Source organism: Pseudomonas sp. G3-19, assembly GCF_054855875.1.
On the sequence record NZ_JBMPIQ010000003.1, the window covers coordinates 5481841 to 5502118 of the forward strand.

At 60.4% G+C, this 20278-nt stretch carries 18 protein-coding genes and 1 pseudogene; 4 read left to right on the forward strand and 15 right to left on the reverse strand.

Annotation, left to right across the window (positions count from 1 at the left end; translation table 11 throughout):
• Positions 1–11 precede the first annotated feature (11 nt).
• Positions 12–407 carry a DUF6124 family protein gene (locus ACOYXI_RS24895; RefSeq protein ID WP_461675419.1) on the forward strand — a complete coding sequence of 132 codons (396 nt, stop codon included), beginning with the start codon at positions 12–14 and terminating at the stop codon, positions 405–407.
• Positions 408–468: 61 nt separating this feature from the next.
• Here the strand turns inward: ACOYXI_RS24895 and ACOYXI_RS24900 are convergent, their stop codons facing one another.
• The 4 genes from ACOYXI_RS24900 to plsB form a co-directional block, all read right to left on the reverse strand.
• Positions 469–1158: a DUF4197 domain-containing protein gene (locus tag ACOYXI_RS24900; RefSeq protein ID WP_086792179.1), complete on the reverse strand. Its 690-nt coding sequence runs from the start codon at positions 1156–1158 to the stop codon at positions 469–471.
• Between the two features lie 21 nt (positions 1159–1179).
• Positions 1180–1578 (reverse strand): YbaY family lipoprotein, encoded by a 399-nt coding sequence (locus ACOYXI_RS24905; protein WP_098967439.1) that lies wholly within the window; start codon positions 1576–1578, stop codon positions 1180–1182.
• Between the two features lie 50 nt (positions 1579–1628).
• Complete coding sequence (locus ACOYXI_RS24910; RefSeq protein ID WP_134785534.1) at positions 1629–2315, reverse strand: hypothetical protein; 687 nt, start codon at positions 2313–2315, stop codon at positions 1629–1631.
• Between the two features lie 97 nt (positions 2316–2412).
• On the reverse strand, positions 2413–4911 hold the full coding sequence (gene plsB / locus ACOYXI_RS24915) for a glycerol-3-phosphate 1-O-acyltransferase PlsB (protein WP_461675420.1): 2499 nt from the start codon (positions 4909–4911) through the stop codon (positions 2413–2415).
• 237 nt (positions 4912–5148) lie between these two features.
• On the opposite strand from plsB, the gene ACOYXI_RS24920 reads away from it, so the two are divergent.
• Positions 5149–5358, forward strand: coding sequence for a cold-shock protein (locus tag ACOYXI_RS24920; RefSeq protein WP_016771489.1), 210 nt, complete (start codon positions 5149–5151; stop codon positions 5356–5358).
• Between the two features lie 155 nt (positions 5359–5513).
• On the opposite strand, the gene ACOYXI_RS24925 is transcribed toward ACOYXI_RS24920, so the two are convergent.
• The 4 genes from ACOYXI_RS24925 to ACOYXI_RS24940 all read right to left on the reverse strand — a co-directional run bounded on the left by ACOYXI_RS24925 (position 5514) and on the right by ACOYXI_RS24940 (position 10759).
• Positions 5514–5891, reverse strand: coding sequence for a hypothetical protein (locus tag ACOYXI_RS24925; protein WP_007964251.1), 378 nt, complete (start codon positions 5889–5891; stop codon positions 5514–5516).
• Between the two features lie 75 nt (positions 5892–5966).
• Positions 5967–6776, reverse strand: a complete 810-nt coding sequence (locus tag ACOYXI_RS24930) for a putative RNA methyltransferase (protein ID WP_461675421.1) — start codon at positions 6774–6776, stop codon at positions 5967–5969.
• A complete protein-coding gene (dapE, locus tag ACOYXI_RS24935) occupies positions 6776–7927 on the reverse strand; it encodes a succinyl-diaminopimelate desuccinylase (protein ID WP_461675422.1) in 1152 nt (383 codons plus the stop codon). The genes ACOYXI_RS24930 and dapE overlap by 1 nt, the downstream gene beginning before the upstream one ends.
• A gap of 240 nt (positions 7928–8167) precedes the next feature.
• Complete coding sequence (locus tag ACOYXI_RS24940) at positions 8168–10759, reverse strand: glycosyltransferase (RefSeq protein ID WP_096795823.1); 2592 nt, start codon at positions 10757–10759, stop codon at positions 8168–8170.
• Between the two features lie 383 nt (positions 10760–11142).
• On the opposite strand from ACOYXI_RS24940, the pseudogene tcdA reads away from it, so the two are divergent.
• Positions 11143–11962, forward strand: a pseudogene (tcdA, locus tag ACOYXI_RS24945) (tRNA cyclic N6-threonylcarbamoyladenosine(37) synthase TcdA).
• A gap of 102 nt (positions 11963–12064) precedes the next feature.
• On the opposite strand, the gene ACOYXI_RS24950 reads toward tcdA, so the two are convergent.
• The 4 genes from ACOYXI_RS24950 to ACOYXI_RS24965 all read right to left on the reverse strand — a co-directional run bounded on the left by ACOYXI_RS24950 (position 12065) and on the right by ACOYXI_RS24965 (position 15253).
• Complete coding sequence (locus ACOYXI_RS24950) at positions 12065–12469, reverse strand: SufE family protein (RefSeq protein WP_098967452.1); 405 nt, start codon at positions 12467–12469, stop codon at positions 12065–12067.
• The gene (locus tag ACOYXI_RS24955) at positions 12466–13671 is read right to left on the reverse strand and encodes an aminotransferase class V-fold PLP-dependent enzyme (protein WP_461675423.1); all 1206 of its coding nucleotides are present in this window, start codon (positions 13669–13671) and stop codon (positions 12466–12468) included. The genes ACOYXI_RS24950 and ACOYXI_RS24955 overlap by 4 nt, the downstream gene beginning before the upstream one ends.
• A gap of 152 nt (positions 13672–13823) precedes the next feature.
• Entirely contained in the window at positions 13824–14858 is a 1035-nt protein-coding gene (dapD, locus tag ACOYXI_RS24960; RefSeq protein ID WP_139055356.1) for a 2,3,4,5-tetrahydropyridine-2,6-dicarboxylate N-succinyltransferase, read from the reverse strand.
• A 32-nt stretch (positions 14859–14890) separates the two neighbouring features.
• The gene (locus ACOYXI_RS24965; RefSeq protein WP_461675424.1) at positions 14891–15253 is read right to left on the reverse strand and encodes an ArsC family reductase; all 363 of its coding nucleotides are present in this window, start codon (positions 15251–15253) and stop codon (positions 14891–14893) included.
• Positions 15254–15547: 294 nt separating this feature from the next.
• Between ACOYXI_RS24965 and ACOYXI_RS24970 the strand changes: the two genes are divergently transcribed.
• Positions 15548–17179: a Na+/H+ antiporter gene (locus ACOYXI_RS24970; RefSeq protein WP_253149104.1), complete on the forward strand. Its 1632-nt coding sequence runs from the start codon at positions 15548–15550 to the stop codon at positions 17177–17179.
• Between the two features lie 20 nt (positions 17180–17199).
• Here ACOYXI_RS24970 and ACOYXI_RS24975 read toward each other — a convergent pair whose 3' ends face one another.
• The 3 genes from ACOYXI_RS24975 to dapC all read right to left on the reverse strand — a co-directional run bounded on the left by ACOYXI_RS24975 (position 17200) and on the right by dapC (position 20164).
• Complete coding sequence (locus ACOYXI_RS24975; protein WP_227698862.1) at positions 17200–17961, reverse strand: zinc metalloprotease; 762 nt, start codon at positions 17959–17961, stop codon at positions 17200–17202.
• Between the two features lie 147 nt (positions 17962–18108).
• A complete protein-coding gene (locus ACOYXI_RS24980) occupies positions 18109–18801 on the reverse strand; it encodes a M12 family metallopeptidase (protein ID WP_461675425.1) in 693 nt (230 codons plus the stop codon).
• Positions 18802–18964: 163 nt separating this feature from the next.
• Positions 18965–20164, reverse strand: coding sequence for a succinyldiaminopimelate transaminase (dapC, locus tag ACOYXI_RS24985; protein WP_461675426.1), 1200 nt, complete (start codon positions 20162–20164; stop codon positions 18965–18967).
• Positions 20165–20278 lie beyond the last annotated feature (114 nt).

Genomic DNA, 20278 nt, shown 5'->3' on the forward strand with positions numbered 1-20278 from the left:
GGAGTTCAACCATGTTCAAACACACCCCGAATCCCCCCGAATCCGAATCCGAAACCACCCCCGGCCGACCAACCGACCCCGTCTCCCCCTACGCCTTCCTCGACTCGCGCAAGCTCCACGACGCAGCCCTGCGTGCGCTCGATCACTACCTCCTGCCCCAGCCTGAAAAACAGCCCAAACCCGTCACTCAGCCCAGCACAATCTTCACTGTCCTCCCCGAAGTCGATTCCGAAACCTTGCTGGCCCATGTCTGTGAAACTCTGGCCTCGGCCAATGTCATGGCCAGTGAGTTGGCGTTTACCCTGAGCGGTCCGACGTGCAGTCAGCTTCTCGGTATCCAGCAGATGATTTCGCTCGCGGAGCTGTCGGTTAACCGCGTCCTCGATCAAGTCGATCCGCAAGGCTGACACGCAAAAAAGCCCGCCGACCTTCACAGGTTCAGCGGGCTTTTGCGTACAGCGGCAAAAATTACAAGGTGCCGAACACTTTCTTCGCCAGACCCGTCGCTGCAGCAGCCGGATTCTTGCGAATGGTTTCTTCCTGTTTGCCGATCATTTCGAACAGGCCATTGAGCGCTTGTTCGGTGACGTAGTTTTCGACGTTGGCGCTCTTCGCATCCACCACGCCGAGGGTCGCGGCCTGGCCGGCGAAGGCGTTGTACTTTTGTGCGACGCCGACTTTGTCGGTGGCTTGTTTGACGATGGGCAGGAACTTGGCGCGGATCTGTTCGCGGCTGGTTTTGTCCAGGTATTGGGTGGCCGAGTCGGTGCCGCCGCTGAGGATGCCTTTGGCGTCGGCCACGGTCATTTTTTTCACGGCGTCGACGAGGATCGGTTGGGCCTGGGTCACGGCGCTTTCTGCGGCCTTGTTCATCGCGGTTTCGAGTTCGTCGACCTGGGCGCCCATGCCGAAGGCTTTCATCTTGCCGGCGACTTTGCCGAGTTTGCCCGGCAGTTCGATTTTCACTTCCGGGTTGTTGCTGAAGCCGCCCGGGGTGCCGAGTTGTTTGACGGCGATTTGCGCGCCTTGGGTCAGGGCGTCCTTGAGGCCGCCGGTGGCGTCTTGTTGCGAGAGGTCGCTGAGCGACAGTGCCAGGGCGCTGGCAGAGATCATCAAGCCCGCGCACAGGCCGGCGAAGCGAAGGGTAGGGCGGAGCATGGCAGCTTCCTTGAAAGACAATTAGCGAATGGCGTCGACGCGGATTTTCAGCGGCTGCGGATCGTTGCCGTCCAGTTGCACGGCGTGGTTCTCGGTGGTGATGAACATCAGCTCGCCGTTGACTTCGATGCGCGCGCTGACCGAGTAGCGGTGGCCGGGTTTGACCTGGGCCGGATCGTAACTCAAGTGGAACGGCAGCGGCACCTGGCCTTTGACCGGGCCTTTCTGTTCGTCGATGACCACCGCCGGTGCGTCGGCCAGCGACACGTCCTGCAGGCTCACGCTCAGGGTCGCGCTTGGTGGCAGGGCGATGCGTTGCAGGTAGAACACTTCGCCGTCGAGGCCGACTTTGCCGGCGGGGGTGGTCGACTGGCAGGCGCTCAACAGGGTAGCTGCGGCGAGAAGGGTGAGTTTTTTCATCGGGACCTCTGAGACGGTTGCGCCGGAAGAATCCCGGCGCCGAAGGAAATCTAGCGGATTTTGGTGCCAGCGTCAGTGAACAAACGTAAGGGTTTTTCCAGCCACTGCATTAATTTCTGAAACGACAGCGCGCTTGTGTTGGGCATCGCGGGAGCCAGTTCGACTTGTTCAGGCGAGATCACAAGACGTTGATGGTAGCGGTTTTCAATACCCGTCAGTGCATAGCGTTTACCGGGTATAACGCTGTCAGGATCATATTTCAGATAAAACCCGGAGACTGACTGTTCGTCCTGTTTGACATGCACCAGCTCAACTTCGGGAGACTCTGCTTCATGCAGACTGATGGTGACCGCTTCTTCTGGCGCAACAATCTCGGCTTCTTGAGCCTCGACATATAGAAACCCGATCGGGCTCAGGTGCAGGGTTTGGCGATGGGGAGTGTTGTTGACAGTGACGAAGTAGTCCTGCTCGATCAACAACGGTATTTGGTCATGAAGGATCTGCACATTGACTTGGTACCTGACGCCTACATCGCCGTAGTGATGAGGGAAGTCAAATTTCCAGCCGGCGTCGAAGATCGCAGCACGGTGCCAGTCCTTGATGTTAATAGGCGATTGGGAATTGAAAACTTTGACGCTGACAATGGTTTCATTGACACCATCGGCAGGCGCATGGAATTCGGGCGGTAGGCGGAAGTCCAGGATTACTGCGCAAGTTTCTTCGGTTAACAGGCTCATCTCGATATCCGTATCGTGATTGGTGGGTTGCGCCTATTAATCCATGAATCAACTAACGGGGCCATTGAAGTGCGCGCCCGTTAGTTGTCAGCAAGTTTCAGACTTGTGGTGTATCCGCTGTTTCGGCGGCATCTTCACTGCGATGCAAGGCCACTTGACGAATCGACAGGCGAATCTCCGCCGGCAACACGCGTTTGGCCGCGCCTTCGGCCAGTTCTCCGAGCAGTTCGTGGTAGCTCAGCTTACCCGCTTCGTCGCGGCGCAGCACGTCGAGGTCGAGCAGGGTCTGGATGAAGTGGCGGAACAGGCTCTTGTCGAAGAACTCCGGGGCATTCAGACCGTGGAGGATCGACAGGCGCTGGGCCATGACCGTGCACAGATCCTCCAGCTCTTCGGCGCTGATGCTGTTCTGGCCGCTGTTGAGCAGCAGGGACACGGTCATGTAGAAGCGCTGCAAGGTCTGCGCGATGCTTTTCGACAGCAGGGTCAGCAGCACAAAGTGCCGCGAACTTGGCGCCGGACGCATGTACACGTCCTTCTCGAAACGCAGCAGGCCTTGCTCGACGAAGGCTTCCAGCCATTGATCGACCACGGCGTCCAGTTCCTCCAGGCTCCAGCGAATGAACAGCTCCGATTGCAAGTACGGATACAGCGCGCGGGTGTAGCGCAGGATCTGCTCGCGGCTCATGCGCGAGGTGCTCTGGAAGAAGCTCGCCAGCAGCGCCGGCAAGGCGAAGATGTGCAGCACGTTGTTGCGGTAGTAGGTCATCAGGACGGCGTTCTGCTCGTCCAGATAGAGAATCTTGCCCAGCGCATCGTTCTGCTCGGACAGCAGATCCATGTCCTTCACATGCTCGATCAGCGCGCGACCATCGCCTTCCGGCAGGGTCGTGTGCGGCGAGTAAGGGACTTTGCGCAGCAGCGCCAGATACAGATCCAGCACCCGCGCCATGGCCCGATCGTCCAGTGCCAGGCGGGTGGTCGAGAGCAGCGCCAGCGCCACCAGATTGACCGGGTTGATCGCCGCTGCTTCGTTCAAGTGCTGCGCGACTTTCTCGCCAAGGCGGTTGGTGGTCTCGTTGAGCCACGCCGGTTTGTACTGCGGGCCGAGTTCCTGCTGGCGCCAGTCTGGCTGTTCGCTGTCGAGGAATTCCGCGAGTTTGATCGGCTCGCCGAAGTTCACAGCGACCTGACCGAAGCGCTGCTTGAGCGCGCCGATGACTTTGAAGATGTCGAAGATCGACTCTTTCTTCTTGCTCGCGCCACGCAGTTCGCCGAGGTAGGTACGACCTTCCAGCACGCGCTCGTAACCGATGTACACCGGCACGAAAACGATCGGCATCCGCGACGAACGCAGGAAGCTGCGCATCGTGATCGCGAGCATGCCGGTTTTCGGTTGCAGCATGCGCCCGGTGCGCGAGCGGCCGCCCTCGACGAAGTACTCGACCGGGAAACCTTTGGTGAACAGGGTGTGCAGGTATTCGTTGAACACCGAGGTGTACAGCGGATTGCCCTTGAACGTGCGGCGCATGAAGAACGCGCCGCCACGGCGCAGCAGGCTGCCGATCACCGGCATGTTCAGGTTGATTCCGGCGGCGATGTGCGGCGGGGTCAGGCCGTTGCGAAACAGCAGATACGAAAGCAGCAGGTAGTCGATGTGGCTGCGGTGGCACGGCACGTAGATCACTTCGTGACCCTGGGCGACCTTCTGCACGCCTTCGATGTGGTTGACCTTGATCCCGTCGTAGATCTTGTTCCAGAACCAGCTCAGCACCACTTCGAGGAAACGGATCGCGGTGTAGGTGTAGTCCGAGGCGATCTCGTTGCCGTAGCGCAGGGCCTGGGCCTTGGCTTTTTCCGGGGAGATGTTCTCGCGTTCGGCTTCGTCGAGGATCGCTTGCTTGACCAGCGGCTGGTTGAGCAGGCCCTTGACCAGATTGCGCCGGTGGGAAATGTCCGGGCCGATCACCGCGGCTTTCATATTGCGGAAGTGCACGCGCAGGATGCGCTGGGCCATGCGCACGGTGCGTTCGTGGCCCTTGTTGTGCTCGATCAGTTCGCGCAGGTGGATCGGCGCGGAGAACTGCACGCGGGTCTTGCGCCCGAGGACGATGATGCTCAGCAGCCGACGCAGGCGCCCGGTGACCGCCCAACTGTCGGCGAACAGCAGCTTCCACGGGCTGTTTTCGCTGTCCGGCGACTGGCCCCAGAACACGCTGACCGGAATGATTTGCGCATCTTCGGCGGCGTTCTGGGTCAGGGCGCTGACCAGACGGGTCAGGGTCGGCGGTGCGCCGCGCTTGTCCTGACGGCCGAGCCAGTCCGGGTCCGGCGTCAGATAGAAAAACGCCGCCGGTTCGATCAACGGCCCGACCGACACCGGCAGCACCGGACGCGGCAGGCCGGCCTTGGTGCACTCGGTGTCGACTACTGCCAGATCGGTGAGCGAGGGATTTTGCAGGACGTAGAACACCGGACGACTGCGGTCGAGGTTGAGGGTGAACGACGACTGGTTGATCGTCTCCGAGCGAACCCAGAGGTACAACAGTCGGCGCAAGGTGCCAAACACAAGACGGCGGAACGGGGAACGGGTCATACGGCTTCTGCGTGAGTGGATAAAACCGAGCGTTTGCTCGGGCGGTCGACAGTTTGCCGTATTAGTCGAAAATCGGCAAAAAAGCGGCGAAGTAATCTCCTGTTGAGACTTTTTGCGCCTGTCATATACTCGGCAATCTGTCGCCGGGGCCCTTTATGGACGTCGGGCGCAGGCTGACGTTCCGCAAAGGCTTTCCTGCGAAAAGCCTGTTCAATAATAAAAAAGGAGTATGAACAGATGGCAACACGTGAAACCGGCAATGTGAAGTGGTTCAACGACGCCAAGGGCTACGGCTTCATTCAGCGCGACGACGGGGTGGACGTGTTCGTGCACTACCGCGCGATTCGCGGTGAAGGGCATCGCTCGCTGACTGAAGGTCAGCAGGTTGAGTATGCGGTGATTACTGGCGAGAAGGGTTTGCAGGCTGAGGATGTGGTAGGTCTGTAACACAACCCTCCAAAACACCCCAAAACCAAATGTGGGAGCGGGCTTGCTCGCGAATACGTCGTGTCATTCAGCACATCTGTAGCTGATACACCGCATTCGTCGGAACGCCGCCCGGAGCAAGCCCGCTCCCACATTTGGATCTGCGTTGACTGTTGTTACGCGGTTTTCCAGGTGATTTCTTCTTCACCGTCGGCGCTGATGCGAATCCAGCGATCAGCCGTTTCCTCACCCTCTTCCTCGACCCACGTGCCCGGTGCGCAACGCACTTCGACGTTCAGCGCGGCAAAGGCTGCACGGGCGCAGGCGATGTCGTCGTCCCATGGGGTCGCATCGCTTTCCAGGTACAGGCTGTTCCACTTGCCCACGGCTTTCGGCAACCAGGTCACCGGGATGTTGCCGGCCTTGCACTTGTAGGTCTGGCCTTTCTGTACCCAGTCGCTGCACGGGCCCAGAGCCTCACCGAGCCAGGCGGAAATCGCCTTGTGGTCGACGTCGGCGTCTTTCAGGTAAATCTCGATATCCGGTTGGCGCATGGATGTCCTCACTGCGGGTCTGAAAAATCCATTCGCGGATTTAGCCGGCCCCAGGCACTTGCCCGAGACCAAAAGTTATTGAAGAACGAAATAATCGTAGCGCATCGACACGGTGGTCACGAACGACTCGGCCTGTTCGATCACGGCGGCGCGGCGTTCGGCACTGGCGCGCCAGCCGTGGGGCGTCATCGCCAGCAGGTTGGCGCGATCCTCGGGCTTGTCCAGCGTCAGTTTGAATTCCAGAGTTTCGCTGTGCGCCAGCGCCATGCCTTCCGGCACCAGGGCCAGATGCTTGTCGTCGGTGTATTCGCGCACTTCGTCGTACAGACGTTCGCGCAGTTCCATCAGGTGGCCGCTGGTCGGGCCGACCTTCATCAGGCCGCCGCCGACGCTGAGCAGGCGCTTGGCTTCTGCCCAGTCCAGAGGGCTGAAAACGCTGGCGAGAAACTGGCAACTGCCCGACGCCAATGGCACGCGGGCCATGCTGGCGATCAACCAGGTGATTGCCGGATTACGCTTGCAGGCGCGTTTCACCGCCTCGCGGGAGATGTCCAGTGCGTAGCCATCGGCGTCCGGCAGGGCATCGGCGATCTGTGCGGTGTAGTAACCCTCGCCGCAACCGATATCGACCCAGCGTGCCGGCGCATAACTCGCCGCCAGCTCGGCCAGACGCTTGGCCACCGGCGCGTAATGCCCGGCGTTCAAGAAGTCGCGGCGCGCCTCGACCATCGCCTGATTGTCGCCAGGGTCACGGCTGTTCTTGTGCTGTACCGGCAACAGGTTCAGGTAGCCCTGACGCGCACGGTCGAAGCGGTGGCCGGCGGGGCAGACCACGCCGTTGTCGACGCTGTTCAGCGGTTCACTGCAGATCGGGCACACGAGCATCAGGCGAGCAACTTGATCAGGGTCTGGTAGTAGATCTCGGTCAGCACGTCGAGATCGGCCGCCAGCACACGCTCGTTGACCTGGTGGATGGTCGCGTTGACCGGGCCCAGTTCAACAACCTGCGTGCCCATGGTCGCGATGAAGCGGCCATCGGAAGTGCCGCCGCTGGTCGACGCCTTGGTCTCGCGGCCGGTGATGTCCTTGATGCTCGACGACACCGCGTCGAGCAGCGCGCCCGGCTCGGTGAGGAACGGCAGGCCGGACAGCGCCCAGTCGATGTGCCAATCCAGATTGTGTTTGTCGAGGATGTCGGCCACGCGTTTCTGCAGGCCTTCGACGGTGGATTCGGTGGAGAAGCGGAAGTTGAACACCGCCACCAGATCACCCGGGATCACGTTGGTCGCGCCGGTGCCCGAGTTGAGGTTGGAAATCTGGAAACTGGTCGGCGGGAAGAAATCGTTGCCATGATCCCAGTGCTCGGCGGCCAGTTCGGCCAAGGCCGGGGCGGCGAGGTGGATCGGGTTCTTCGCCAGATGCGGGTAGGCCACGTGACCCTGCACACCGCGCACGGTGAGCTTGGCGCCCAGCGAGCCGCGACGACCGTTTTTCACCACGTCACCGACCAGTGTGGTGCTCGACGGTTCGCCGACGATGCACCAGTCCAGACGCTCCTTGCGCGCCACCAGACGTTCCACCACAGCCTTGGTGCCGTGGTGCGCCGGGCCTTCTTCGTCGCTGGTGATCAGGAACGCGACCTTGCCCTTGTGGTCCGGGAAGTCGGCGACAAAGCGCTCGGCGGCCACGGTCATCGACGCCAGGCTGCCTTTCATGTCCGCCGCGCCGCGACCGCAGAGCATGCCGTGTTCATCGATCACCGCGTTGAACGGGTCGATCTGCCAGGCGGTCACCGGACCGGTCGGCACCACGTCGGTGTGGCCGGCGAAGCACAGCACCGGGCCGTCGTCGTTGCCGTGGGTGGCCCAGAAGTTGTCCACGTCCTCGATGCGCATCGGCTCGAGGGTGAAACCGGCATCGCCCAGGCGCTGCATCATCTGCTTCTGGCAATCGGCGTCGACCGGCGTCACGGACGGACGGCGGATCAGGTCGATGGCGAGTTGGAGGGTCGGCGAAAGGTCGGCGTGGGCCGTCATGGAAAACTCCGGAGTCATGAATGTGGGCGCGGACTGACTGTAGGAGTGAGCCTTCTCGCGATTGCAGTGTGTCAGTCAACTTAAACATTGATTGTTACAACGCAATCGCGAGCAGGCTCACTCCTACAGGGGATGGTGTCCGGTCAGTCAGACCGTGTATCCCGCCAAGCCCTGCAAAATGGCGGTTATCTTAAAGCAAAACGGCGACCATTGGCCGCCGTTTAGTGGATCAAAGAGGAATTAGACGACAGGCGCCGGTTCAGGCGCTGTCGCAGGTTTTGGCAGCGACGAGAGGAACGCCATGATCAGCGCGGCCAGGTACGGCAGCGACTGCACCAGCAGCATCGCCACCCAGAAGCGCATGTCGTTGCTCGGAATGCCCTGCACCAGGTAGATCCCCAGCGCCGCGCCCCACAACAGCAGCATGATGAACAGCTCTTCCCGCGCTTCGGAAATCGCCACCCAGAAACCATGGTTGTCGGCGTTTTTCGGCGTGCGGAAGAACGGAATGCTGCTGGTGAAGAAGCCGTACAGCACCGCTTTGGCGATGGTGTGCGACAACGCCAGGCCAGCCAGTGCGGCGCAGAACGCATCTTTGAGGTTCACGCCCACGGCGCGACGGTAGAGGAAGATGATCTTGCCGACCTTGAACACGAACAGCGCCAATGGCGGGATTGCGAAAATCAGCAGCGGCGGATCGACCCGTTGCGGCACGATGATCATCGCCGCCGACCACAGCAGGGCGCCGACGGTGAAGAAGATGTTCATGCCGTCCGCGACCCAAGGCAACCAGCCCGCGAGGAAGTGGTAACGCTGGCCACGGGTCAGCTCGGTGTCCTTGCCGCGCAGCAGGCTGCGGGTGTGGCGCTTGATGATCTGGATCGCGCCGTAAGCCCAGCGGAAACGCTGTTTCTTGAAGTCGATGAAGGTGTCCGGCATCAGACCCTTGCCGTAACTGTCGTGGTAATACGCCGCCGACAGGCCTTTCTCGAACACGCGCAGACCCAGCTCGGCGTCTTCACAGATGCACCAGTCGGCCCAGCCCAGCTCTTCCAGAACCGAACGGCGGGTCATGGTCATGGTGCCGTGCTGGATGATCGCGTCGCGGTCGTTGCGGGTGACCATGCCGATGTGGAAGAAGCCTTTGTATTCGGCGTAGCAGAGCTTCTTGAAGGTGCTTTCGTTCTGGTCGCGATAGTCCTGCGGCGACTGCACCACGGCGATTTTCGGATCGGCGAAGTGCGGCACCATGTGCTTGAGCCAGTTCGGATGCACGCAGTAGTCGGAGTCGATCACCGCGATCACTTCGGCGTCCTTGGCGGTGTGCGGAATCAGGTAGTTCAGCGCACCGCCCTTGAACCCGGCCAATGGCGCAACGTGGAAGAACTTGAAGCGCGGGCCGAGGGTGGCGCAGTAGTCGCGCACCGGCTCCCACACGGCCGGGTCTTTGGTGTTGTTGTCGATGATCAGGACTTCGTAGTCCGGGTAATCGAGGGCGGCCAGGGCATCGAGGGTCTGTTTGACCATCTCCGGCGGCTCGTTGTAGCAAGGGACGTGGATCGAGACTTTTGGTCTGTAGTCCGAATCGCCCACCACCGGCAGGAATTCACGCCGGCGCTTGTGGGTCCAGACCGCTTCGGCCAGTTCATGCGCTTCGGTCAGCAACACGATGAACACCCCGAGCGCACCCAGTGCCAGGAGGAAACCCACCGTCAGGCTGAACCACGTGCTGTATTGCTGGCTGTAGTCGTAACCGATCCACACCAGCACCGAACCGCAAAGGAACGCGATAAAGGTCAGGAAGGTGCGGCCACGCTGGCGCAGGGCCGAGCCGTCGATCATCAGCAGGGTCAGCGACAGCAGCGCCAGCACCACCGAACCGATGGCCAGCACGCGCCATTGCGGGATGGCGACCACCGGGCCTTCGAAGTTGAATTTCTGTTGGCGGGCGGCATTGAACACGCCCCAGTAGGCGCCCACTGAACCTTCGTCACTGGCCTTCCACGGCTGGTCGAACGCTTCGATCACGAAGTAGTTGAAGCCTTGGCGGTTGAGTTTGTTGACCAGCGTACGCAGATAGATAGCCTGATCCGCCGGCGACGCGTCGGCGCCACCGCGCATGCGCCCGTTGCTCGGCCAGCCGACTTCGGACAGCAGCAGCGGCTTTTTCGGGAACAGCTTTTTCAGGTCACGGGCGCGGTCGAAGACGAACTGTCCGGCCTTGTCGACCGGAATGAATTCCCAGTACGGCAGCACGTGCGCAGCGATCAGGTCGACGTGCTTGGCCAGTTCCGGGTGTTCTTCCCAGACGTGCCACTGCTCGGAGGTGGTCACCGGCACTTTCACCGCCGCGCGCACGCGATCCAGCAGCACGCTCAGTTGCTCGGCAGTGATTTCCTTGCGGAAGATCGCCTCGTTACCGACCACCACACGAACCACGCTGCGCGAGGTGTTGGCCAGTTCGATGGCGCGCTGGATCTCGCGCTCGTTGCGTTCCTGATCGGGGCTGATCCAGATCCCGAGGGTCACGCGCAGACCGAATTCTTCCGCCAGTTTCGGGATGTCCTGCAGCGAACCGTCGACCGAGTAGATGCGGATGTTGTCCGTCAGCTTGCTCATGATCTCCAGGTCGCGGCGCATTTCGTCGTCAGTCGGATACTGATCCTTCTGCGGGAACTGGCCCTGCTGGAATGGCGAATAGGAAAAACCGGAGATCTGTTCCGGCCAGTTGGGCGCGGAGACCGGGCGGTTGATCAGCGCCCAGAAACCGGTGAACAGGGCGGCGATTGCCAGAACCACCACCAGGTTGAGACCAAATTTACGCGATGACATAGCTATTTCGGGTTCCAAAGGCTGTGGAACGAAGGAACGGATCGGCTTACGCCAAAAGGGCGCGAATCCTACACCGGCAGTTCACTGCTCGTACACCGGGCAGGAAAATGCCCGACATTGGGCAGTCCAACCTGATTTAAGTTCTTTAGTAACAGCTTGTAAGAGAAAACTTTGTTATTCAGTTATAGCAATTCCCCTGGCGAGGGAGCTTGCTCCCGCTGGGCCTGCGAAGCAGGCCGCTTTTTGAGGGCCGCTTCGCGACCCAGCGGGAGCAAGCTCCCTCGCCACAAAGGTTGTGTGAAAACGGCGGCATTCACCGTTCATAGCGTCAAAGATGCTCTTGGCCGCCGACGGCCCTATAATGCGCGCCGGTTTTTGGGGTAATGGTCATGAGTACAGAAGATCCGCGGTTTGCAGGCATCGCCCGTTTGTATGGCATCGAGGGCCTTGAGCGCCTGCGTGCGGCCCATGTGGCGATTGTCGGCGTCGGTGGCGTCGGTTCCTGGGCGGCGGAAGCCATGGCCCGCTGTGGCGTGGGGCGAGATTTCGCTGTTCGACCTCGACGACGTCTGCGTCAGCAACGCCAACCGCCAGTTGCATGCGCTGGACAGCACCGTCGGCAAACCCAAGGTCGAAGTGATGGCCGAGCGCCTGCGCGGGATCAATCCGGATTGTACGGTGCATGCGGTGGCGGACTTCGTGACCCGCGACACCATGGCCGAGTACATCACGCCGAACATCGACTGCGTGATCGACTGCATCGACGCGGTCAACGCCAAGGCTGCACTGATCGCCTGGTGCAAACGCCGCAAGATCCAGATCATCACCACGGGCGGTGCGGGTGGGCAGATCGATCCGACGCTGATTCAGGTCTGCGACCTCAACCGTACCTTCAACGACCCGCTGGCTTCGAAAGTGCGCTCGACCCTGCGCCGCGACTACGGTTTCTCGCGCACCGTGACCCGCCATTACAGCGTGCCGTGCGTGTTCTCCACCGAACAACTGCGCTATCCGAAACCGGACGGCAGCATCTGTTTGCAGAAGAGTTTTGTCGGCGACGGGGTGAAGCTCGACTGCGCCGGCGGGTTTGGCGCGGTGATGATGGTCACGGCGACGTTCGGCATGGTCGCGGCGACCAAGGCGGTGGACAAGATTGTGGCGGGTGTGCGGCGACCGGCTGACCGAGTAAAACCTCAGGTTTGATGCCGGGGCTGAGGGCCTCTTCGCGAGCAGGCTCACTCCTACAGGGGGACGCATTCCAATTGTAGGAGTGAGCCTGCTCGCGATGGCTGCGAAGCAGCCGCTTTATTTAGCCAACTCATTCATCCGCTGGAGCACGGCATTCAAGCCATTACTGCGCGAAGGCGACAACTGCCGCGAAAGTCCCAACTGATTGAACCACTCGGGCAAATCCACCTGCCGCAACTCGGCAGCGCTCAAGCCGTTGACCCGCAACAGCAGCAACGCCACCAACCCACGAATCATCCGCGCATCGCTGGCAGCGCTGAACTGCCAGTGACCGTCCTGCAACTCACCCACCAGCCACATTTGGCTCTCACAGCCATGCACGCGATTGGCTTCACATTTGTCCGCGTCATCCAGCGGCGGCAGACGATCGCCAAACTGCATCAGCAACCGCGCCCGTTGTTCCCAACCGGCGGCATTCTGAAAGGTCTGCAGCGCTTCGGCGGCGGCGAGCGGCAGGCTCATCGCAGCAACTCCAGGGCCTGATCCAGCGCTTCGAAGAAACGCTCCAGATCCTCGGAGTCGTTGTACAGCGCCAGCGACACACGAATAGCACCGGCCAGCTCAAAGCTTTTCAGCAACGGCATGGCGCAGTGATGCCCGGCGCGCACGGCGATACCTTGCTCGGTCAGCAAGTGCGCCAGATCGGCGTTGTGCACACCCTCGACGACGAAACTCGCCAGCGCCAATTGCGGCTTGCCCAGCAGACGAATGCCGTTGCGCGCGGCCAGGCCTTGCAGCAGGTAGGCGTGCAGCGCCGCTTCATGGGCCGACACCGCGTCCTGATCCAGGCCAGCCAGATAATCGAGGGTCGCGCCGAGGCCGATCACGCTGGCAATCGGCGGCGTGCCCGCTTCGAAGCCCAGCGGAGCAGGGCGGAAGCGTGCATCGTGATAATTGGCTTCCAGCACCATTTCGCCGCCGAACTGCCACGGCCGCAGTTGCTCAAGCGCCTTGTTGCGCCCGAACAGCACGCCGAGACCATCGGGGCCGTACAGCTTGTGGCTGGAAAACACATAAAAGTCGCAACCCAGCGCCTGCACATCGTGGCGACCGTGCACCACACCCTGGGCGCCATCGACCACGGTCAGCGCCTTGTGCGCCTTGGCCATCGCCAGCAGCGCTGGTAGCGGTTGCCAGGCACCGAGCACGTTGGACAGCTGACTGACCGCCAGCAAGCGAGTGCGCGGGGTGATCAGACGCACAGCGGCGCCGAGGTCGATCACCCCGTCGGCGTCCAGCGGCAGGATCACCAGTTTCAGCTCGCGACGCTGTGCCAGTTGCTGCCACGGCAGCAGGTTGGCGTGATGCTCCAGGGCGCTGATGACAATTTCATCGCCCGGGTGGAAAAGATGTTCCAGGCCGTAGGCCAGGAGATTCAGCGCACTGGTGGCGCCATGGGTGAAGATGATCTGCCCGCTGTCACCGGCATTCAGCCACTGGGCAACCTTGAGCCGACTGTCTTCGAACGCCTGCGTCGCGTGGGCGCCGGGCAGATGCTGCGCACGATGCACATTGGCCGCGCCGTTGGCGTAGTAGTGCGTTAGCGCGTCGAGCAGGGCCTGGGGTTTTTGCGTGGTGGCGGCGTTGTCCAGATAGGTCTGGTCTTGCCGTTGCAGGGCGGCGATGGCCGGAAAGTCGGCGCGCCAGGGGGAGGGAATCATCACAGTTTTCAGCCCTGGTGAAGAGGGGCGGGATGTACGCCGAACCTTGTGGGAGCGGGCTTGCTCGCGAATGCGTCCTGTCAGTCAATAAGTTGCTGAATGACACTACGCCTTCGCGAGCAAGCCCGCTCCCACAGGGGGGATCATGTGGCTGCTTAGTTGTGAGCGTGCAGCGCTTCGTTCAGCTCGATCGCCGATTTGTGGGTTTTGCATTCCACGGCACCGGTTTCCGAATTGCGACGGAACAGCAGGTCAGTCTGACCGGCCAGTTCACGCGCCTTCACAACCTTGACCAGGTTGTTGTGCTCGTCCAGCAGCGCCACCTTGGTGCCGGCGGTCACGTACAGGCCCGACTCGACGGTGTTGCGGTCGCCCAACGGGATACCGATACCGGCGTTGGCGCCGATCAGGCAGCCTTCACCCACCTTGATCACGATGTTGCCGCCGCCCGACAGGGTGCCCATGGTCGAGCAGCCGCCGCCCAGGTCCGAACCCTTGCCGACGAACACGCCAGCGGACACGCGGCCTTCGATCATGCCTGGGCCTTCGGTGCCGGCGTTGAAGTTGATGAAGCCTTCGTGCATCACGGTGGTGCCTTCGCCCACGTAAGCGCCCAGACGCAGACGTGCCGCGTCAGCGATACGCACGCCGGCCGGAACCACGTAGTCGGTCATTTTCGGGAACTTGTCCACCGAGAACACTTCCAGCAGCTCGCCGCGCAGACGCGCTTCCAGTTGCATTTCGGCCAGTTCGCTCAGGTCGATTGCACCCTGGCTGGTCCAGGCCACGTTCGGCAGCAGCGGGAAGATCCCGGCCAGGCTTACGCCGTGTGGTTTGACCAGACGATGCGACAGCAGGTGCAGCTTGAGGTACGCCTCAGGCGTCGAGGTCAGTTGTGTGTCTTCGGCCAGCAGGGTGGCGACCAGTGGCTTGTGGCTCTCGGCCAGACGGGTCAGCAGCTTGCCTTGAACGGCGTCGATGCCTTTGACCGCTTCAGCCAGTTGCGCAGCCTGTGCAGTGGTGAAGGTGATGGCCTGGTTGCCTTCGGTGTAACCGAGGATCGGCGCAACAGCGGCGACCAGTTCGGCCGACGGGTTGAGCAGTGGCTGAGCGTAGAACACTTCCAGCCAGGCGCCTTGACGGTTTTGCGTGCCGACACCAAAGGCGATGCTGAACAGAGAGTTGGACATGTGAATACCTCTAGCAATAAGTGACGGGCTGCTTACTTGAGTGCGGCCGCGTAGATGTCTGGCTTGAAGCCAATCAGGGTTCGGTCACCGAGATCGAGCACCGGGCGCTTGATCATCGAGGGTTGAGCGAGCATCAGTTCGATGGCTTTCGACTGGCCGAGATCGGCTTTACGTTCGTCGTCGAGTTTGCGAAAGGTCGTGCCTGCACGGTTCAACACCGTTTGCCAGCCGTGCTCGTCACACCATTGGGTCAGGTGCTCACGGTCGATACCGGCGGTTTTGTAATCGTGGAAGTCGTAGCTGACAGCGTGTTCATCGAGCCAGGTGCGCGCCTTCTTCATGGTGTCGCAGGCTTTGATGCCGAAAAGGTGCAACGTTTTACTTGAAACGGTCAAGGAATCGCCCCCTTTACAGGTGCTGGAAAAAAATGGTGTCGGATTATGCCATGACCAAACGGTTTCGCGGCGCCGAGGTTTATCTGCTTGCAGATTACCCTGTGGGAGCGGGCTTGCTCGCGAAAGGGCCGTGTCAGTCGAAATCATTGCTCAATGACCCACCGCATTCGCGAGCAAGCCCGCTCCCACAATGGGATTTGCGACAGGGCGTGCGACATAGGTGCAACGGTCAGACGCATCCTAAGCAGCTAATATGGCAGTTCAACGCTGTCGATTGTCTGAGATTTCCGCTTTATGCAAACCGCTTATACCGTCCTGATCCTGCTGATGCTGGTCAGCGTTTCGCGGCTGGTCGGACGGGTCGTCCCGCTGCCGCTGCCCCTCGTGCAAATCGCCGCCGGTGCCTTGCTGGCCTGGCCGACACTGGGCCTGCACGTCGCGCTGGACCCCGAATTGTTCCTGTTTCTGTTCTTGCCGCCGCTGCTGTTTTCCGACGGTTGGCGCATGCCCAAACGCGAATTCTGGCATCTGCGCGGGCCGATCCTGACGCTGGCGGTTGGCCTGGTGCTGTTCACCGTGGTCGGCGCCGGTTACTTCATTCACTGGCTGTTGCCGAGCATTCCGCTGCCGGTGGCCTTCGCGCTGGCCGCCGTGCTCTCGCCGACTGACGCCGTGGCGGTCTCGGCGATCTCGCAGAACCGCTTGCCGACACCGCTGATGCACATCCTGCAAGGCGAGGCGTTGATGAACGATGCCTCGGGTCTGGTGACGTTCAAGTTTGCCTTGGTGGCGGCGGTGACCGGGGTGTTCTCGCTGGCCAATGCTAGCCTGACGTTCGTACTGGTGGCGGTCGGGGGCTTGGCCGTCGGCGTCGCGCTGAGCTGGCTGGTCGGGCGCTTGCGCGCGTGGATGATTGCCCGGGGCTGGGACGATCCGGCCACTCACGTGGTGTTCATGTTGCTGCTGCCGTTCGCCGCCTATGTATTGGCCGAGCGACTGGGTGCATCGGGGATTCTTTCGGCTGTCGCGGCGGGGATGATGCAGAGCTGGCTTGATCTGTTGCCACGGCAGACCAGCACCCGGCTGCTCAATCGCAGCGTCTGGTCGCTGCTTGAATTTGCCTTCAACGGCCTGATCTTTCTGCTGCTGGGTCTGCAATTGCCGGACATCATCAAAGCGGTGGTCAGCCACGAGCCGACGTTGTGGCCGACGCTGCTGTACCGTGGCCTCGACGTGGTGGCGATTTTCCTCGCGCTGGTGCTGTTGCGCTTTATCTGGGTACAGAGCATCTGGCGTCTGTCGGTGCTGCTGCGACGGTTGCGCGGCAAGGGCGACCTGACGCAAGTGCCGACCGCGCGATCCTGCTGGTTGCTGACTGTCGGCGGAGTGCGCGGGGCGGTGACGCTGGCCGGTGTGATGTCAGTGCCGATGTTGATGGGGGCCGAGGCGTTCCCCGAGCGTGATCTGCTGATTTTCATCGCCGCCGGGGTGATTCTGTTGTCGCTGATTTGCGCCTGCATCGCCTTGCCGTTGCTGCTGCGCGGCATCGAGAAAAGCCCGGACGACAAACGTCGTCAAGAAGTGCGCGACGCCTGGCGCAAGACCGCCGAGGCGGCGATCCATGCGCTGGAAACCGAAGAGGTCGGCCCGCAGGATGCGGCGCAGGCCGCACTCTCGGCGGAACTCAAGGCGCGGATCATGTCCGAGTATCGTCATCAGCTCGACGTGTTCAATGATTCGGCCGAAGCCCAGGCGCTGGCGTTCCAGATGGATCTGCTGGAACGCCGCTTGCGCTTGAAGGCGTTGCGGGCGCAGCGCCTGGAGTTGTATAGCCTCAGTCGTCAGCACCAGATCGGTGATGACGTGTTGCGCGAGGTTTTGGCAGACCTGGATTTAAGCGAAGCGAATCTGGGGCAGGTCAAATAGCCGACACGGACCTGATGCGCTCATTCACTCGCGGGGCAGGGATACGCGTTTGCCATGAAGATTTTGTCCTTTTCGCTGAGATCCAGATTAATGAAGAGCTGGAAGTCTCCGATGGTCCAGGACTGGCTGATGCGATAGTGCATGATCGACTTTGGATCGTATTCCGAATAAATGCTTTCGTCGGGATTGCCGCGGTCAAAGTACCAGTCGTGCAGGCGTTTGCGCGTCACGCTGGCCTGGGAGTCGTCTTCTTCCGGGTCGGCGGTGATTCCAAATTGTGCATAGATGGCTGGCTTGTCCCAGGGAATATCTGCCGTGGGATTGGTCTGTTCATGCTCCGCGCCCAGCATGTGACCGAACTCATGCATGACATTGGCTGCGAAGTAACGTGGCAGACCCGGATGCGGCCAGAGTGTCATGGTCGGCTCATCGGGATGTAGCAGAGCATCCGTACCTATCCGGGAGGAAAACGTTCCTTCCTGACTGAGTATGCGGATGTCGCCCACTTCACCTTCAACGAAATCGAATTTCAAGTTGATGTGCGGCAACCAGTTGCTGGCAGCGGCAATGGTCGCGTCCTTGAATTCCTGCGTACCGTTGAGGAAGGCAATGCGGAGAGTGCTGCCGGGAGTCCAGAATTTTGCCGGATTGTTTTTAGCCCACATTTTACTGAACCTCCGAAGTGCATTTGATGTTGCGGGAGGTGCGTGTGGTTTCGGTTTTTTTGTTTGGCTGAAGCCGGGTTGAGTGCATAACTGAACATCCATGTTTTCGTTCGTCATATGTAACTTCTCGGGTTGCTTGTTGTTCCCGGAAAGTCGCTTTGAATGAAGGATGCTAGTTGCTGCGCCTGAGCAGGTAAATTGGATATGTGTACGATTTTATGACGGATTACCGTGCCAACAGAACTGGCACGGTAAAGATGTGATTCAACGTGGGTAAATCAACTGCATGAGCTGTTTGTCTTTATCACTGATTTCGCGATTGATCGGATTCGCCCAATTGCCAAGCGTCAAATTGTTGGGAACAGGATGGTGCATGATGGATTTTCGATCGTATGGCAAGTAAAGCGCGTCGGCATCGTCAAAAGGCGTAAATATATTGTCGTCAACTTCGCCTCGCGACAGTGGATTCATCGGTCTGTTCTGGTAGTAGTTGTAAACATTTTCTTTATTCCAGGGGATTTGCGCCTTGGGGTGCTGGTGTTCGTGCATCGCGCCGAGTGCGTGGCCAAACTCGTGGATGACGACCGTCTCGAAGTCTTCGTGTTCGGGGTCGATGCCAAGGTTCATGGTTGGCGTGTCAGGAAACATATCCAGTGCATCGGTACCCAGAAATGAACTGTTCACCACACCCTCGGTGGCGATTCGGATCTCACCCTCTACGCCTTCAACGAACTCAAACTTCAAACTGATATAAGGAAGCCATTTTTCGGCGGCGGCAATGATTTTATCTTTGTGTTCCGGAGTTGGGTTATCCATGAAAGCTATTTTCAGAGTGTGTCGGCTTGGCCAAAGTTTGTCGTAGTGCACCAATGAGCGTTTTTTTCGGCTGTTGTTGAGGGTGCTGGATTTGAGTTCTTTAGCCGGTTTTTGCGGCGTGCAATATTGAAAGTTGTCCATGCTTTGTCTTGCTCCTTGATTTGTTTTTTGGGTTATTTCGCGCATGCAAAAAACCACTGCGCGAGATTAAGCTTCGGGCAGTGTCTGGAGTAGTCGTAAAGTGGTTTTAAATGTAACTTGAGGGGTATGTCCGTGCCAGATGACTGGCACGGATATTAAAAACTCAGTGTTGGCGGGTGATGAAGTCGCGGATCCGTTCTGCAGCTTCAACACATTCAGCCAAAGGCGCAACCAGTGCCATGCGCACGCGCCCGGCGCCCGGATTCACGCCGTCGACCTCGCGCGACAGATACGAGCCTGGCACGACAGTCACATGTTCCTGCTCGAACAGGTCGCGGCAGAATGCGGCATCGTCACCGGCCACGTTCGGCCAGAGGTAGAAGCTGCCGTCCGGACGCTGTACGTCCATCACCGGGCTGAGAATTGCCAGCACTGCGTCGAACTTCTCGCGGTACAGCGCACGGTTGGCGCGTACATGCACTTCGTCATTCCACGCCGCAACGCTGGCCATTTGGGTTTGCACCGGCATCGCGCAACCGTGGTAGGTGCGGTACAGCAGGAAACCTTTGAGGATATCTGCGTCACCGGCGACGAAACCGGAGCGCAGGCCCGGCAGGTTGGAGCGCTTGGACAGGCTGTGGAACACCACGCAACGCTTGAAGTCCTTGCGGCCCAGTTCGACGCAGGCGCTGAGCAGGCCTGGCGGCGGGGTCTGTTCGTCGAAGTACAGTTCGCTGTAGCACTCGTCGGCGGCGATCACAAAGTCGTATTCGTCGGCCAGGGCGATGAGTTTTTTCAGTACATCAACCGGGATCAGCGCGCCGGTCGGGTTGCCTGGCGAGCACAGGAACAGGATCTGGCAGCGTTTCCAGATGTCCGGTGACACGGCGTCGAAATCCGGGTTGAAGCCGTTTTCGTCCAGGCAAGGCAGGTAGTGCGGCTTGGCCCCGGCGAGGAACGCTGCGCCTTCGTAGATCTGATAGAACGGGTTCGGGCTGACCACCAGTGCATCGTCGCCACGGTTGACCACGGTCTGGGTGAAAGCGAACAGCGCTTCGCGGGTACCGTTGACCGGCAGCACATTGCGCGCCGGATCGATCCAGTCGCTCGGTACGCCAAAACGACGTTCGCACCAGCCGGCGATGGCTTCGCGCAGGGCCGGGATGCCGAGGGTGGTCGGATACACCGCCATCTGATCCAGATTGTTCGCCAGCGCTTCGGCGACAAAGCTTGGCGAGCGATGTTTCGGCTCGCCGATCGACAGGGCGATCGGGCGTTTGTCCGGGTTCGGCGTGACCGTGCCAAGCAGGGCGCGGAGCTTTTCGAACGGGTAGGGCTGGAGCTGGTTCAGAGCGTTGTTCATGGGGGCCTCGTTCAATGTGGGAGCGGGCTTGCTCGCGAAAGCGGTGTGTCATTGAATGATGTGTTGCCTGACACACCGCTTTCGCGAGCAAGCCCGCTCCCACAGGGGGGAAGT